This window comes from Mesobacillus jeotgali (genome assembly GCF_014856545.2).
In the GTDB taxonomy this organism is placed as follows: Bacteria; Bacillota; Bacilli; order Bacillales; family Cytobacillaceae; genus Mesobacillus.
Genome location: NZ_CP109811.1, coordinates 1,881,898 through 1,898,273, shown reverse-complemented (window position 1 = coordinate 1,898,273; position 16,376 = coordinate 1,881,898). Strand labels below are relative to the sequence as shown.

General features: G+C 44.1%; 18 protein-coding genes. 2 read left to right on the top strand and 16 right to left on the bottom strand.

What is annotated here, in order from left to right; translation table 11 throughout:
- Positions 1-4 precede the first annotated feature (4 nt).
- From FOF60_RS09360 to hflX, 11 genes are all read right to left on the bottom strand, one after another.
- The gene (locus FOF60_RS09360; protein ID WP_192473314.1) at positions 5-784 is read right to left on the bottom strand and encodes an enoyl-CoA hydratase-related protein; all 780 of its coding nucleotides are present in this window, start codon (positions 782-784) and stop codon (positions 5-7) included.
- The gene (locus FOF60_RS09355; RefSeq protein WP_192473315.1) at positions 777-1,085 is read right to left on the bottom strand and encodes an EthD family reductase; all 309 of its coding nucleotides are present in this window, start codon (positions 1,083-1,085) and stop codon (positions 777-779) included. Before FOF60_RS09355 ends, FOF60_RS09360 begins: the two co-directional genes overlap by 8 nt.
- A 118-nt stretch (positions 1,086-1,203) precedes the next feature.
- Entirely contained in the window at positions 1,204-1,686 is a 483-nt protein-coding gene (gene paaD / locus FOF60_RS09350) for a 1,2-phenylacetyl-CoA epoxidase subunit PaaD (protein ID WP_192473316.1), read from the bottom strand.
- A gap of 6 nt (positions 1,687-1,692) precedes the next feature.
- A complete protein-coding gene (paaC, locus tag FOF60_RS09345; RefSeq protein ID WP_264647696.1) occupies positions 1,693-2,511 on the bottom strand; it encodes a 1,2-phenylacetyl-CoA epoxidase subunit PaaC in 819 nt (272 codons plus the stop codon).
- Positions 2,508-2,855: a 1,2-phenylacetyl-CoA epoxidase subunit PaaB gene (gene paaB, locus FOF60_RS09340; RefSeq protein WP_192473317.1), complete on the bottom strand. Its 348-nt coding sequence runs from the start codon at positions 2,853-2,855 to the stop codon at positions 2,508-2,510. Before paaB ends, paaC begins: the two co-directional genes overlap by 4 nt.
- A 55-nt stretch (positions 2,856-2,910) precedes the next feature.
- A complete protein-coding gene (gene paaA / locus FOF60_RS09335; protein ID WP_192473318.1) occupies positions 2,911-3,870 on the bottom strand; it encodes a 1,2-phenylacetyl-CoA epoxidase subunit PaaA in 960 nt (319 codons plus the stop codon).
- Between the two features lie 20 nt (positions 3,871-3,890).
- Positions 3,891-5,216 carry a phenylacetate--CoA ligase family protein gene (locus tag FOF60_RS09330; protein ID WP_192473319.1) on the bottom strand — a complete coding sequence of 442 codons (1,326 nt, stop codon included), beginning with the start codon at positions 5,214-5,216 and terminating at the stop codon, positions 3,891-3,893.
- Positions 5,217-5,558: 342 nt separating this feature from the next.
- Entirely contained in the window at positions 5,559-6,899 is a 1,341-nt protein-coding gene (gene glnA / locus FOF60_RS09325) for a type I glutamate--ammonia ligase (RefSeq protein WP_192473320.1), read from the bottom strand.
- Between the two features lie 46 nt (positions 6,900-6,945).
- Positions 6,946-7,350: a MerR family transcriptional regulator gene (locus tag FOF60_RS09320; RefSeq protein WP_102262287.1), complete on the bottom strand. Its 405-nt coding sequence runs from the start codon at positions 7,348-7,350 to the stop codon at positions 6,946-6,948.
- Positions 7,351-7,493: 143 nt separating this feature from the next.
- Complete coding sequence (locus FOF60_RS09315) at positions 7,494-8,765, bottom strand: methionine gamma-lyase family protein (protein ID WP_192473321.1); 1,272 nt, start codon at positions 8,763-8,765, stop codon at positions 7,494-7,496.
- Positions 8,766-8,796: 31 nt separating this feature from the next.
- Positions 8,797-10,056, bottom strand: coding sequence for a GTPase HflX (gene hflX, locus FOF60_RS09310; RefSeq protein WP_192473322.1), 1,260 nt, complete (start codon positions 10,054-10,056; stop codon positions 8,797-8,799).
- A 181-nt stretch (positions 10,057-10,237) separates the two neighbouring features.
- On the opposite strand from hflX, the gene FOF60_RS09305 reads away from it, so the two are divergent.
- Entirely contained in the window at positions 10,238-10,843 is a 606-nt protein-coding gene (locus FOF60_RS09305; RefSeq protein ID WP_192473344.1) for a trimeric intracellular cation channel family protein, read from the top strand.
- A 45-nt stretch (positions 10,844-10,888) separates the two neighbouring features.
- Here FOF60_RS09305 and FOF60_RS09300 read toward each other — a convergent pair whose 3' ends face one another.
- The 5 genes from FOF60_RS09300 to miaA form a co-directional block, all read right to left on the bottom strand.
- A complete protein-coding gene (locus tag FOF60_RS09300) occupies positions 10,889-11,908 on the bottom strand; it encodes an STAS domain-containing protein (RefSeq protein WP_192473323.1) in 1,020 nt (339 codons plus the stop codon).
- A gap of 191 nt (positions 11,909-12,099) precedes the next feature.
- Positions 12,100-12,330, bottom strand: a complete 231-nt coding sequence (locus FOF60_RS09295; RefSeq protein WP_192473324.1) for a glutaredoxin family protein — start codon at positions 12,328-12,330, stop codon at positions 12,100-12,102.
- A gap of 84 nt (positions 12,331-12,414) precedes the next feature.
- Positions 12,415-13,374: a stage V sporulation protein K gene (spoVK, locus tag FOF60_RS09290; protein WP_192473325.1), complete on the bottom strand. Its 960-nt coding sequence runs from the start codon at positions 13,372-13,374 to the stop codon at positions 12,415-12,417.
- Between the two features lie 383 nt (positions 13,375-13,757).
- Positions 13,758-13,988 carry an RNA chaperone Hfq gene (hfq, locus tag FOF60_RS09285; RefSeq protein ID WP_192473326.1) on the bottom strand — a complete coding sequence of 77 codons (231 nt, stop codon included), beginning with the start codon at positions 13,986-13,988 and terminating at the stop codon, positions 13,758-13,760.
- 29 nt (positions 13,989-14,017) lie between these two features.
- Positions 14,018-14,971, bottom strand: a complete 954-nt coding sequence (gene miaA / locus FOF60_RS09280) for a tRNA (adenosine(37)-N6)-dimethylallyltransferase MiaA (protein ID WP_192473327.1) — start codon at positions 14,969-14,971, stop codon at positions 14,018-14,020.
- Positions 14,972-15,247: 276 nt separating this feature from the next.
- Here miaA and mreBH point away from each other — a divergent pair, with 276 nt between their 5' ends.
- A complete protein-coding gene (gene mreBH / locus FOF60_RS09275) occupies positions 15,248-16,255 on the top strand; it encodes a rod-share determining protein MreBH (RefSeq protein ID WP_192473328.1) in 1,008 nt (335 codons plus the stop codon).
- Positions 16,256-16,376: the final 121 nt, after the last annotated feature.

Below are 16,376 nucleotides of genomic sequence, written 5' to 3'. Positions count from 1 at the left end.
CCCCTTATTTCCCTTTAAATTCAGGCTTCCGTTTTTCCTTGAAAGCCCTCATGCCTTCCTTCTGGTCTTCCGTTGCAAAAAGCATGTAAAAGTTCTTGCGTTCATATTGCATTCCTTCATATAAAGGATAATCGACTGCTTTCAGCACCGACTCTTTAATCAGTCTTACAGCAACTGGAGCCTGCTTCGCGATTGTATTGGCGAATTTTAGTGTTTCTTCCATCAGGACTTCCTCAGCAAAAGTAGAATTAATGATTCCATGGTGCAATGCTTCTTTGGCAGAGATACGCTTGCCGCTGAGGATCCATTCCATTGCCTTCGTTTTGCCAACGAGCTTTGTGAGCCTTTGCGTTCCGCCTGCTCCCGGCATGACGCCAAGATTGACTTCAGGGAATCCGAATTCCGCATTTTCTGCGGCAAACAGCATGTCGCAGCATAGCGCCAGCTCAAATGCACCGCCCAGGGCAAATCCATGTACAGCCCCGATGACAGGCTTTTTGATCCAGGCAAGCCGATCCCAGTCAGTGAACTGGTTCAATGTTTCCATTGAGATTGCGTCCGCGTCCATCATTTCATCGATATCGGCACCTGCAGCAAATGCCCTTCCCTTGCCTGCGAGGACAATCACCTTAATGTCAGCATCCTCGTCATATGCTTCCATTGCCGAAAGCACCTCCGAAACCATTTGCCTGTTCAAGGCATTGAGGACCTTCGGGCGATTAAGCTGTATTAATCCAATATGTCCTTTTACAGTCGTTTCGATCATTTCATAGTTTCTATTCATTCACTTCTTCACCGATCATCATCGTGACCAGATCACCCGCAAAGCTCATAACATCCTTTCCAGAAGCTCTGCCCTCAGCAGATTTCATCCCAGCTTTTAATGCCTCATGGTCGTCATAGTACATTTCACACATTAGATAATATTTACCTTCCCCGCCCATTGGGCTTCCGACGATGCGTGTCACTTCCATTTTACGGAGACCAGGAATTTTTGCAGTCAGCGGGGCGTGCGTTTCAAAATAGTGCTTGTCAAATGCCTCTTTGTCCTGTGGATGCTTGTAAATCGCGATTAGTTTTACCATTAAAAATCTCTCCCTTTTCTCTTTAAAATTTTTATAGACCAAATAGAATATATGCATTGCTTCTTGAAGCTATTAATCAATTGATGTGACACCAAGGTTCCTTTTTTCGACTTTGGCGTCACATCAAAGTTGATACTGGTTTCATTGCCTCGAAAGGGTTTTTGCATGACTTGCAGTATAGAATACTGCGGCAGGCAGTCGGGCCAAAGAGATTTTCCATGGTCGTATAGGTTGAGCCGCAGTAAGGGCAATCAGCCTGCCACTCACCCGTTTCTGTAATATGCCTTGGCGGAGGTGCGATGCCGAATTCCTTGAGCTTTTCCCTGCCAAGATCAGTGACACGATCTGATGTCCAAGGGGGATGAAAGATGAATTTCACATCCACTTTTTCAACTTCATCAATGGATAAGACCGCTTTGACAACATTGTTTTTGATGATATCTAGTGCCGGACAGCCCATGAAGGTAGGCAATAGCTTTATCAAAACATCATTTGAGGTGATTTTGACTTCATCAAGCATACCCAGTTCAATAATCGATACACTGTCGATCTCAGGATCTTTCACAGTCTGCAAAGCATCGATGATTTTATCTCTTATCATTCATCATCACCAGCTTGCTGCCGGATCGGATATATAGACCTCACTCAATGTATCTAGAGCAGTCTGCAAGTCAGCGGTATGCTCGCCATTTCGCCCATTTCCGCTCATCATCCCGAATTGATCTGGCATCTCCAGGTTAAGGGATTCAAAAACAGGTGCCATCATTTGCATCCATTTCGTTCTCAGAGCTTCCTCTGAATCTATCAAATTGTGCTTTGAGAATTCTTCGGCCTGGCTTCCCATCGAGAACAATCCTTCAAGTTCAACAAAAACCTTCTCCATCGCGGCTTCCATTCTTGTCCTCGCTTCTCCACCGGCACTCACAAGCTGGGAGAACCACGTTTTCCAGTGCAGTAAATGGTAGTAAAGTTCCATATTGATCTTCACTGCCGCTTCAGCCATTGGCTGGTAGGATGAATTCTTCAGTGATTCAATTTTCACTTTCTTGGCCTGGGCGTAAAAATAGTTCCTCACTACAGCAAATGCCCAGTCATAATGCGGCTCTGTCAAATACGTACCCGGGCCGTTCACTTTTTCTAGTAAAATCGCATTCTTTCGTTCTGCTGCCGGCCTGCTGTGGGCAAGCTGGTCAGGATCACCAGCCCCTAGGTCGCTAAGAAGCTGATAAAACATTGCCGCATGGCCCATTGTATCCTGGCTGATAGAAGAGAAAGCGACGTCCTCTTCAATATGGGGAGCAAGCCCCAGCCACTCAGAACCCCGGTAGGCAATAATGAAATCATCATCAGCAAGCTGGAACAGGAGTTCAACTGCAGCGTCGTGAAGGGTTTCATTTTTCAACGCATCTTCAAGTTCATATTTCATTTCTCCTGCTTCCCTCCCCATGACAAGATCTCCTTTTCATCAAGCATTTCCTGCTCGTAGTAGCGCCATTTCTTTTTCAAATAACCGTAGCCCTTTGTATTCCTGTAATCCTTGTTATCAAGCCTTTGCAATGTTTGGCGCTCTTCAAGCGACATCTTTCTGATATCATCCCGCTTGACGACCCAAATATCGGCAACCGGCTCCCGCCTCATGAAATTTTCCTGAGCCATCACAAGGGCCAGCTCGTGGTTCGGAGCCAGCAATGAGAACTGGTACTGCATAGGCGAATTGACCGTCCTTTTGCTGAAGACTTCAAACTCCTGATAAAATCCATTCCCAGACATGATCTCTCTCCTTTCCTGTGGAATTCCCTCGGCTAATTCTTCATTAGCTGGTGGCTTATGCTTTAGCGCTCAATGCGTCGATGACCCATTTATTGTTGCTATAGGAAATTTCCCTAAGCCTTAAACGATCCTTTGATTTTGGTCCATTATTCTTGATGATTTGCTTGAACTTGCTCCAGTCCGGCTGCTTGTATTGCCACATGCCTGACTCCTGGTCAAAATGCATCGTTTCATCTGGCAGCTTCAAACCAAGCGACAGGACCCTTGGAATATATTTTGTGAAAAAGTCCTGGCGGAGCTCCTCGTTTGTTTTCGTTCTGATCCTGTACTTGATGGTTGTGTCCTGTTTGGAAGTTCCAGTAGTAGACGCATCTGCAGGACCGAAGAACATTAGAAGCGCTTCCCACCAGCGGTCTAACGAATCCTGAATCATCGCTTTCTGCTCGTCAGTTCCTTCTGCAAGCGCCATGATGATCGCCTCGCCGTGCTGGGCATGGAAAACCTCCTCCGCGCAGATTCGCTTCAACGCTCTTGCGTATGGCCCATACGAAGCATCAAGCATATTCGTCTGGGATATAATGGCTGCACCATCGACAAGCCAGCCAATCAATCCGGCATCTCCCCATGTTTTTGCTTCCATATGGAAGACATTGTGGAATTTCAAGTCGCCGGAAAGCAAATCCTGTATGATGTTCTCGCGTGATTTTCCCAGCGGCTTCATCAAATCTTCGGCCACTCTTAACAAAAGTTGGCCGTGTCCCATTTCATCCTGCACCTTCGCCATGATCCCCAGCTTTCTTTTCAAAGTAGGCGCTTTTGGGACCCATTCTTTTTCCGGGAGCGCACCCATTATTTCACTGATGCCATGCATTGATATAAGCTTGATCAGTGTCATTCGATAGTCATCCGGCATCCAGTCTTCTGCCTCAACTTTATCGCCTGCTTCAATCCGGCTCATGAAGTGCTCATATTTCGCTTCTTCGCTCATTAGATCGAAGGAAATTGTGTTTTCCATGCTGCCTTACCTCCTTAGATTTAAGTTCCAATAGGTTCCTTTGTTTTATCTACAATCCGAACTGCTTTCCCTTCAGAGCGCGGTATTGTTTTTGGACGATGCACCCGCACCTCCATTGATATCAGGCACTGGCTCCTCAGCAATGACTGAATCCTTTGCTCCAGCTGATAAACCGAATCCGAAATCGGATCCGCCCCAATCCCTGTGAAATATTCCTCATTCATCTCAACATGCAGCTCAAGAACTTTTAACGTACGCTTCTGTAAAATCTGAATCTGGTAATGAGGGGCAAGTTCAGGTACTGTCAGCAGGCAATGTTCAATCTGTGATGGGAACACATTAACGCCATTGATGTTTAGCATGTCATCGATTCTTCCTTTGACACGGGACATTCTGACTGTCGTCCGTCCGCAGCTGCATTTTTCCTTAGTTACTGAAGCAATATCACCCGTACGATAGCGGATGACCGGAAAGGCTTCCTTCGTCAGGCTTGTGAATACCAGTTCCCCTTCTTCCCCCTCAGGAACAGGTTTTAACGTTTCAGGGTCAATTACCTCAACTAAAAAATGATCTTCGGCAACATGCAATCCCGCCTGTGCTTCATGGCATTCACTTGCGACACCAGGCCCGATCACTTCGCTAAGACCGTAAATATCGCATGCCTTAATTCCCAGCTTTTCTTCGAGCGCCTTCCTCATTTCTTCTGACCAAGGCTCAGCCCCGAAAATACCGTATTTCAATGAAGTTTCGCGCGGGTCCATGCCCATTTCCTCCATCGTTTCAGCGATATTCAGAATGTAAGAAGGTGTCCCGCAAATGACCTGCGGTTTAAAATCTTCAATCAACATGATTTGTCTCTGGGTGTTGCCGCCGGAAACCGGTACTGTCACCATCCCCAGCTTTTCACTTCCGTAATGCAAGCCCAATCCGCCAGTAAAAAGGCCATACCCATAAGCATTATGCAGGAAATTGCCTGGTTCACCGCCGCCAAGAGCAATCGCCCTGGCGACAATCTCTCCCCACATTTCGATATCATTTTGTGTATAGCCGACCACCGTCGGCTTGCCGCTTGTTCCCGACGAGGCGTGTACTCTGACCAATTCACTTTGCGGGACAGCGAAAAGCCCGAAAGGATAGTGATTCCGAAGGTCATGCTTCTCAGTGAAAGGAAGCGCTTCCAAATCTTCCAGACTATTTAGCCTATCAGGCGAAAAATTTACCTCCGTAAATTTCTTCTTGTAAAACGGTACCCTTTGGGCAACTTTCTCCACTACTGCCTTGAGTCTTTGAAGTTGGATCTCTTCGATGGACTCACGACTGCTCATTTCAATTTCATGTAGAATCAAGATTCCGCCCCCTGTAATACATAAAATTTTATTTATATAACGTTATATAACCGTAACACTATAAATGTGTTATATATTTTAAAACAAAGATAACGTGTATATAGGAAAAAGTCAATTATTTTTCTGAAAATTTTAATTTTTGCTGAAGAAATTCTACTTGTAGAAGGTAAAAGAAGTGATATGTGGTGATTTTTGCAGGGATTGTTGGGAAAGTGCTAGTAATTTGCAAGGAAAGTCATAGTGATATTGCTAATGCTCTTTTCACCTTAAAAGGCGCGCTTGCTCCAGTCACTTTTTTAAAAAAATGACCTCCTGACAGAGTCAGGAGGTCATTTTGTTCTATTAATACATGCTCATGTACTGTTCGCGCTCCCATGGGTGGACCTGGGTACGGAACATATCCCATTCGATCTCTTTTGCTTCGATGAAGTGTTCGAGAATGTGGTCGCCAAGTGCTGCGCTGATTACTTCGTTCTTCTTCAGCTGGTCGAGAGCAGCTGCCAATGTTGGCGGCAGATCATCGATTCCTTCTTCTACACGCTCTTCTTTGTTCATCACGTAGATGTTGCGGTCTACTGATGAAGGAGGAGTCATTTTATTCTTGATTCCGTCAAGGCCTGCTGCAAGCAATACTGCCATTGCAAGGTACGGGTTAGCTGCAGGATCGACACTGCGGACTTCAACACGTGTACTCAAGCCGCGTGATGCAGGGATACGGATCAATGGTGAACGGTTTTTAGCAGACCATGCAACGTAGCAAGGTGCTTCATAACCAGGTACCAGACGCTTATATGAGTTTACAGTCGGGTTTGTTACAGCTGTAAATCCAGAAGCATGCTTCAATGTTCCAGCGATGAACTGGTAAGCAGTTTCGCTTAGCTCTAGTTTCTTATCGGATGGATCATAGAATGAGTTCTCGCCGTTGCGGAACAATGACATGTTGCAGTGCATTCCGGATCCATTTACGCCGAACAATGGCTTCGGCATGAATGTTGCGTGCAGACCGTGTTTACGGGCAATAGTTTTAACAACAAGCTTGAAAGTCTGGATCTGGTCACAAGCTGTCAAAGCATCTGCATATTTGAAGTCGATTTCGTGCTGTCCAGGAGCAACCTCATGGTGAGATGCTTCAATCTCGAAGCCCATCTCTTCCAGCTCAAGAACGATATCGCGGCGGCAGTTTTCGCCAAGATCGGTTGGTGCAAGGTCGAAGTAGCCACCATTGTCATTCAATTCAAGTGTAGGCTCTCCATTGACATCCAGCTTGAACAGGAAGAATTCCGGTTCTGGTCCAAGATTGAAGTTTGTGAAGCCAAGCTCTTCCATTTCCTTCAGAATGCGCTTGAGGTTACCGCGCGGGTCGCCCGCAAATGGTGTGCCATCAGCATTTTTGATATCACAGATCAAACGCGCAACCTTACCTTTTTCAGCTGTCCAAGGGAAGATTACCCATGTATCCAAATCTGGGATCAGGTACATGTCAGATTCTTCAATACGAACGAAGCCTTCAATGGAGGATCCATCGAACATCATTTTGTTATCAAGCGCTTTTTCAAGCTGGCTGATCGGGATTTCAACGTTCTTGATCGTTCCTAAAATATCAGTGAACTGCAAACGAATGAATTTTACATTTTCTTCTTTTGATAAGCGAATAATGTCTTCTCTTGTAAACGTCTTAGCCATTGTTAAAAGTTCCTCCTAAAATTCTAATGATAGATAATTTTGATTACTAATGAAAAAATCTCGACATGTCCCCATGATTGCCAGATCGGTTAAAGCGTCCTGCCTGCTGAAGTTCTTTGCGAAGCAATTTACGCAAATCGGCATCAGATAGCTCCCGTCTCGTTTTCTCAGCTTGTTTTTTCTCAGCAGCACTAATGGCTGTCTGTTGTTTAACATTAAATATTTGCTTGATGCCTGCCATGTTGACTCCCTGGTCGATCAAGTCTTTGATCTCAAGGAGCTTGTCAATATCGTTTAAGGAAAAGAGTCGTTTATTGCCCTCTGTTCTTGCCGGAGAAATCAATTCATGCTCTTCATAGTATCGGATTTGCCTGGCGGTCAAATCTGTCAGCTGCATGACAATCCCAATGCTAAAGAGCGGCATATTCCGGCGAATTTCACTTCCGCCCATGATGATTTCTCCTCCTTCCTTTTAAGATATTCTCATTATATTCAATGTAAGGTATGTTGTCAAACATATGTTAGATTATCTGACATGAAAAATTATAAAAAAAGAACAGGACTTATTTAGCAAGCGTCCTGTTGTATATTTACCTATTTTATATGAATTAAACCTTTTTCGATTAAAGAATCGATTGCAATACAAACAGCCATCTTAACATGGGAATAGGTTAAGCCACCCTGCACATACGCGACATATGGCGGCCTGATCGGCCCATCAGCTGTTAATTCAATACTCGCTCCTTGGATGAATGTACCAGCAGCCATAATCACATCATCCTCATATCCCGGCATATAAGCAGGATGTGCGGTCACATGAGAATTGATTGGGGATGCATACTGAATGGCCTGGCAAAATGCAACCATCTTATCCCGATCATCGAATTGGACTGCCTGGATTAGATCGGTTCGCTTCGCATTCCATTTTGGCGAGGAATTCATACCTAGACTTTCCAGCATTGCGGCTGTGAATACAGCACCCTTCAAGGCTTGTGCGACAACATGCGGTGCCATGAAGAATCCCTGGTACATTTCTTGTAAAGAGTATAGAGAAGCACCGGCCTCTGCCCCAATTCCCGGGGATGTCATCCGGAAAGAACAAGCCTCGACAAACTCTTCCTTGCCTACTATGTATCCGCCTGTCTTAGCAATCCCGCCTCCAGGATTTTTAATCAAGGAGCCAGCCATCAAATCTGCGCCAACATGGCATGGTTCTAGCTCCTCAACAAACTCCCCATAACAGTTATCAACAAACACGACGACATCAGGCTTGATTTCCTTTACAAACCTCACCATTTCACCAATTTGCTCGATAGTGAAGGACGGTCTTGTCGCATACCCTTTGGAGCGCTGAATACCGATCATTTTTGTTTCAGGTTTGATTGCTCTTTCGACAGCAGCCCAATCAATGTCTCCCTTTTCTGTAAGATCCACAGTATTATAAGAAATTCCAAATTCCTTCAATGATCCGTTTCCGGTACCGCGTATCCCAACGATCTCTTCAAGAGTGTCATACGGTTTTCCAGTGATGTATAACAGCTCATCGCCAGGCCGAAGGATCCCAAATAGCGATATCGAAATCGCATGAGTTCCGGAGATGATTTGCGGGCGGACCAGTCCGGCTTCTGCACCGAAAACCTCTGCGTAAATCTTTTCGAGGGTTTCCCTGCCGGCATCATCATATCCGTAACCGGTGGTCGGGATGAAATGGGAATCACTCACCCGATGTTTCTGGAAACTCTGCAATACCCTGAATTGGTTAGAATCAATCCGTTCATCTATATTTTTGTGCACATGTGCAATTTGCTGCTCAATTTCGCTGACAAGAGGCTGCAGCATCTGCCCGTTTTTTAGTTGTTTAAACATGTTGCTCTCCTATCTTTTAAGAAAAATCAATTTATACCGAGAACCGTTTCAGCTGGCCGGTAATCTGATGGTCTGTCAAAGAGTAGCCCTTGCAGACATAGCCCTGCTTATCTTCATCAAAAGCAAGCTCACGAAGAATGGTCTCATTTTTCAGCTGTGCCAGCAGTTTTCCTTCATCTGACGGCACAAGGACATGGAATGGCTCCATCATTCCGATGATGGACTGTTCAATTTTCACAAGGAGATTCCTGCGGTCTTCCTCACTGAACGCACTTATGAACGCCGTATCATTTTGTGCATTTGGCACGAAATCCTGGTGGGCGATATCCCGCTTGTTATAGACGGTAATCTGCGGGATTTGGTGGACTTCAAGGTCCTCCAGCAATTTATTGACTGTCTGTTCATGTGAAAAATAATCCTCATTGGACATATCCACTACATGCAGGAGCAAATCAGCTTCACGTACTTCTTCCAGAGTTGAACGGAAAGCTGCGATCAAGGTGGTCGGCAAGTCCTGGATGAATCCGACCGTATCTGTCAGGAGAGCCGTAAAGCCGCTTGGTAAAATCGCTTTCCTAGTCATTGGATCCAGGGTAGCGAATAATTGATTTTCTTCAAACGACTCTGCTTCTGTCAACCGGTTAAAAAGAGTGGACTTTCCTGCGTTCGTATACCCGACTAAAGCAATCTGGAACGTTTTGTTCTTCTTCCGGCGCTCCCGGTAGCGGTCACGGTGCTGAACGATGACTGACAATTGCGTTTTAATATCATCGATACGTTTGCGGATGTGCCGGCGGTCTGACTCCAGCTTTGTTTCACCAGGTCCCCTCGTCCCGATTCCCGCACCAAGTCGTGACATTTCAATCCCTTTACCGCCAAGACGCGGCAGAAGATACTGAAGCTGAGCAAGCTCGACCTGGAGTTTCCCTTCTTTCGAGCGGGCCCTTTGAGCGAAAATATCAAGGATCAGCTGTGTACGGTCGATGACTCTCGCCTTTAAGCCGGCTGAAAGATTGCGGTTTTGGCTTGGCGACAGTTCATCATTAAAAATAATTAAATCCGGCTCGAGCTCCTCCTCAAGTGCCTGGAGCTCTTCCACCTTCCCTTTGCCAATGTATGTAGCAGGATGGACCTTTGGCCGCTTTTGGACAACCTGCATCAGGACATTTCCCTTTGCCGTTTCCGTAAGTGATTCAAGTTCCTCCATTGAATATTGAAAACGAAGATCTTCTTCTTCAGTCGTCTGACAGCCAACAAGAATCACTTTTTCAAATACGTTTTCCTGTTCCAAATAACACCCTTCTTTCCATATATATAGCTAATGACATCATACCAAAATAATGCCGCAAACAAAAATTTTGAAAGTAAGTGTAAAAGTGGTTGTAAATTGGAATAAACATGATAAAATCAATATGTTTTCATTTAACTATTTTAGTATTGAGGCATTATTTTAACAAGAGGAGAAAAACATGATGACATGGGAAGTACTCAGCATGATTGGAACAGTAGCATTCGCGATCAGCGGTGCAATCATCGCAATGGAAGAAGAATATGATATCTTCGGAGTTTATATATTAGGAATCGTAACGGCATTTGGCGGCGGTGCAATCCGCAACCTATTAATCGGGGTACCAGTATCAGCACTATGGGAACAGGGGCTATTTTTCAATTTGGCCTTGTTGTCAATTACCATCGTTTTTTTATTTCCTAGTAATCTATTAAAACACTGGCAGCGATGGGGCAACTTTTTCGATGCCATCGGGCTTGCAGCTTTTGCGATCCAAGGCGCGATCTACGCATCAAATATGGGGCATCCTTTAAGCGCCGTCATCGTAGCTGCTGTATTGACTGGAAGCGGCGGCGGAATCATCCGTGATCTGCTCGCCGGCAGAAAACCATTAGTATTGAAGGCGGAAATATATGCCGTCTGGGCTGTTCTTGCCGGACTAGTCATCGGCCTCGGAATGGCTGATAAAGCTGTCGAACTCTATGGACTTTTTGCAGTCATCACGGCACTCCGCGTACTGTCATACACCTACAAATGGCATTTGCCAGTCCGGAAGCTGGGAGTACACTAGAAAGCAGAGCTGATTCAACATGAATCAGCTCTGCTTTTTTTCTAACTATATAATCTTCCTTCCCATCTGCCCGATAGCGTAGTGGATGCCATGCTGCAATGTCTGGAAGCAATCAAATTTCGAGAGATTGATGTTGGACTGGGTTATTTCAATCCCAAGTGTGGATGAAATCCCGACCAGAATGGTTTTCGTACCAATAAGCCTAGCTGCAGACCCAATTTTCTCAATCAGACTGACTGCATGCGGTCCGATTTCCTGGTCCATACCTGTCAAATCCAGGACGAGATAGCTTGCTTTATAGGATGGCAGTCGATTCAGGGTGTTTACAATCAGCTGATCTGCCCTGTCTTCTTCATATTTTCCGATCAGTGGGACGACGACGACTCCCTCAAGAACCGGGATAATCGGAGAGGAAAGCTTATTGACCAGCTCCTTTAATACAGCAGTCTTTTCTTCAACAAGGCCTTCGAGTTTCCTGATTTGTTCTGATTCTTTCTTTCGTGCCAGCTGATGAATATTATCAGCGATTGTGACATCTGAAGGGAAATACTCAATCACACTGTATTCGTGCCCTTCTAACTGATGCTGTTTGATTTCATACCAGATATTTGTACCGAATAGTCCGGAAAAAACTCCAGCATAATGAGCGGGCAAGAATCTTCCTCCCACTTTTTTTCCCTGGGCAATATTCACTTTATGCTCCCAGCTGTCCTTCATAAAGGCTGTAAATGTTTTCGTTTCAAAATCCAAATCCTTGATAATAGTCAACCCCCATCCGGCGGTTGCATATGTACTTGTGATCATATCAGCAGCTTCAGATACGCTTACCTCTTTCATTTTTTCAAAATATTGGCCAACCACAAGTCCCTGGCGAAACCCAGTTGTTTCAAAAACCAGGTTGGATGCCTCTTCTCCAGAAATCTCTTCGATCGTATCAAAAAAGGTTTTCATTGCTGAAGAAATCCAAAACAGCACTGCATCCTGACCCTCGAACGTAAACTTTCCGGATTTTACATCCCAGCCAAAATCATAACCTGCAATCTCATGATTATACTCATACCCCATAATTGTTAGCTCCTTTTTTCTCTATATAAGTTAAGCACTCATTTTTACGATAAAGATTAGTTTTCCCAAAAAACTTTAAGGAAACCCCAATCTTTACCCTTTATTTACTTCCTTTAAACTTAAAATCGATATGCAATCGTTGACTCCTTAAAAATAAAAAAGGATCCCAGGAAAACTGGAATCCTCTGTAACTAATTTAAGAATGACATGATTGAATTTGGATCGAAGCCTAATACCCATTTCCCGTTTACATTTGACTGTGGCACACCCATTTGTCCTGTTGCGTTGACCAATCTTTGTGCCGCAATCGGGTCTTGCTGTACGTTCACTTCTTTGTAAGCCAAACCTTTATCATCCAGGAAATTTTTCAGCATTGTGCAGTAAGGACAAGTATTTGTTGTGTAAACTATAATTTCGTTCATCTTAATATCCCCCAATGACTACGAATTATACCTATATGGGTATATTATCAAACCAAAAAAATAATGTCAACAAAGATGCTGACATTATTTCCCCCTGTTATCATCTGTAAAAACAAGGTCATTGCTTCGTAGGGTCATCAGTTCATGTCGGTCATACTGATTCTGCATTAACAGCCGCATTGCCTGTGCCCGGATTGATTTTTCAATCACGTTTCGAACATAGCGACCGTTCGAAAATGCCGCTGCCCCAAGTGTTGATTTTACATTTACAAGGTGCTCCCGCAATTTCCGTTCTGCCTCGTGACTCAGACTATATTCCCTTTCCTTCAGCATACGCTGTCCTATATCCATAAGCTGGTCTATTGAATAGTCGGGAAAATCGATTACGAGCGGAAACCTTGAATGAAGTCCCGGGTTAAGTGTAAGGAAAAATTCCATTTCTCTCGAATATCCGGCAAGGATCAAGATGAATTCATGCTGTTTATCCTCCATATGTTTAACAAGGGTATCAATCGCTTCCTTGCCGAAATCCTTTTCTCCGCCTCGGCCGAGGGAATAGGCTTCATCAATGAACAGGATGCCTCCCATTGCCTTTTTTATCAAATCGCGCGTTTTTTGCGCGGTATGCCCGATATACTCACCAACAAGGTCAGCTCTTTCTGCTTCGATTAGATGCCCTTTCGAAAGGACATTCATCTTAAGGAAAAGCTTTCCGATAATCCTGGCGACCGTTGTCTTTCCCGTTCCCGGATTGCCCTTGAACATCATGTGAAGAGCCTGTTTTCCAGCTTTCAGTCCCATTTCTTCCCGTTTTTTGTTCACATAGATCCAGGCATAAATCTCTTTAATCATCCTTTTCATTTCTTCCATGCCAACAAGTGCCCCGAGCTCTTCCTCAATTTCCTTCAAAGCTGCATGCTCCTGCGGGATTGACTTTGGAACCAGCTGCGACTCAGGCAATTCCTTTGTCAACGTCTTCCTTTGCTGTGCGTTCAATACAATACTGATTTGACCGTTGTTTTTCTTACGAAGCGGTTGGTCCAAAGATTTCACCTCTCATTCTGGAAACAGTATACGCATCATAGTTGTATTTGTGATATCCGCCTATATGGTGTACAAAACATATATATCATAATAAAATAATACCCTTTTTGGGGAGGCCTCGATTTATTCGACAAGTTCTAGCAGCATATTTTTGCTATTGTCACATTATGCGGTTTCCCAAGAAATAAACTTCTATATTTATATGTATTCAGGAAGGTGGAAATTCATTTTCAAAATAAATATCGATGATTTCGGATGTTATTGTACCCTTATGGGGCCGGTTCTTCCTGGATAAGGGTATTTTTGACTCAAGCAGCTGGTTCCAAGAAAACCAAATAAAAGAAAAAACCCGCACAAGGCGGGTTTTCTTACTCGTTATTTAATTAAGCCTGAGCATCGAAATCGATCTGGACATTCTTTTGCGGTGCGAATGTTGAGATAGCGTGCTTATAAACAAGCTGCTGTTTTCCTTCTGATTCGAAAAGCACGGTAAAGTTATCAAAACCTTTAATCTGGCCTCTCAATTGAAATCCGTTCAATAAGAAGACGGTCACATTGATATTGTCCTTGCGGAGCTGGTTTAAATACTGGTCCTGAATGTTCACTTGTTTCATGGGCGGATCCTCCTCTTTTATCTCTATTATTATGTATTCGCTTTTATCTTGAGCTTTCCTTCAATGAACTTCGAAATTTCAGCGAATTTTTTTTCAGCGTCTTTTGACTCTGACATATCAAACCATTCCACATTCATCTTGTTTCGAAACCATGTTAGCTGCCTTTTTGCATATCGGCGGGAATTTTGTTTTAAATTCTCGATTGCCAGCGCTAATGAAACCTTGCCGTCAAAGTAGTCGTAAAGCTCTTTGTATCCAATCGCCTGGATGGACTGGCATTCCCTTAAGCCCTTTTCATAAAAGTATTGGACCTCATCAAGGAGCCCCTGCTTCATCATTAGGTCGACACGGTAATTGATTCTATTGTATAGCATCTCCCTGTCCATTGTCAGGCCGATTAGTGCTGTATCATACAGAAGTTCCGGTGATTGGTTCTCCTGCAGTTCTCCAGCTGTTTTGCCCGTGCAGTGGATAATCTCCAGCGCCCTGATGACACGCCGGACATTATTAGGATGTATACGTGATGCGCTTACGGGGTCCGCATCCTTCAATTTTCCATGTAAAAATTCCTGACCGTTTTCCTCTACTGCTTGCTCCAAACTGCGCCTGAATGTGGGGTCTGAGGGTGTATCCGTGAAATGATAATCAAAGATCACTGACTGGATGTATAATCCCGTACCGCCGACAATCATTGGCATCCTCCCGCGAGAACTGATTTCATCGATTTTCTTGCGGACAAGCTCCTGGAATTCAGCGGTTGAGAAGCTTTCTTCAGGTTTCTTGATATCAATTAAATGATGGGGGATCCCTTCCATTTCTTCCTTGGTGATTTTCGCGGTGCCGATATCCATCCCTTTGTATATTTGCATGGAATCACCGCTAATGATTTCACCGTTGAACTTTTTCGCAAGCTCAATGCTCAGCTTTGTTTTGCCAACTGCAGTCGGCCCGATTAACACAATCAATTTCTGTTTTTGTTCCAAAAAATTTCACACTGCCTTTTCATAGAGGGTGTCAGTCATTTCATCTCTGACATCATAAATTTATCTTACCATTAAATAGAAAGCAGTTGAACATCTATGCATTATACCCGAATTTTACAAATGTTATTCTCTTATATCATCTTTTGAAAAAATTTTCCTCAACTTTTACAGTTAGATAACGTTTCAGTAACAAACAACCTTTCACCCCCACATTCATGATAGTTTAATAGAAGTCTATGATGGTTAATAATTTTTAGGGAACTGGGTGAACACACTATGTTATCAACTACAGAAATAGGAATTGATTTAGGTACAGCCAACACACTTGTATATAGTAAAAATAAAGGAGTCGCTTTGAACGAACCTTCAGTAGTGGCGATCGATACAGAGACAAAAAATGTTCTTGCGGTCGGCAAGGAAGCAAAGGAAATGATCGGAAAGACACCTGGAAAGATCGTAGCAATCCGTCCTTTAAAAGATGGAGTCATTGCTGATTTTGACGTAACAACTGAAATGCTAAAACAAATCATGAAGAAAGCTTCAAAAACAGGAGGATTTGCTCTCCGTAAACCGGATGTTGTCGTCTGCACACCTTCTGGTTCAACGAGCGTCGAACGACGTGCGATTCAGGATGCAGTCAGAAATGCCGGTGCAAAGAAGGTTCATCTCATAGAGGAACCAGTTGCAGCTGCAATCGGGGCAGGACTCCCTGTTGATGAGCCGGTAGCGAACGTAGTTGTTGATATCGGCGGCGGCACTACAGAAGTTGCAATCATTTCATACGGCGGAGTCGTTGCCTGCCATTCCATTCGCATCGCTGGGGACAGAATGGACGAAGACATTGTTCAATATGTACGAAAAGAATACAATGTCCTCATTGGTGAAAGAACAGCTGAAAAAATCAAAATGGAGATTGGCTACGCCCTTGTTGACCACGAAATGATGGAAATGGAAATACGTGGACGTGACTTAGTAACTGGCCTGCCAAAGACCGTTACTCTAAACTCTTATGAGATCAGGGAAACATTAAAAGAATCCCTGCTTCATATCATGGAAGCGATACGGGCTACGCTTGAGGACTGCCCTGCAGAACTTAGCGGTGATATTGTCGATCGCGGCGTGATCCTTTCTGGCGGCGGTGCTTTGTTGAATGGAATGCAGGATTGGCTTGGAAGCGAGATGGTCGTTCCAGTACACATCGCTCCAAACCCGCTGGAATCCGTTGCAATCGGTACAGGTAAAGCGTTGCAGTACATCCATAAACTGCAGCCCGCTGTAAAATAAAGCAAAAGAACGAAAAGACCGCAATGATTTTGCGGTCTTTTCGTTTACATTTCAAAGCATTCATTCTATCATTGAACCTTTATATGGCCTTTTGAGTTTCCCAACTCCTTCAGTCATATAA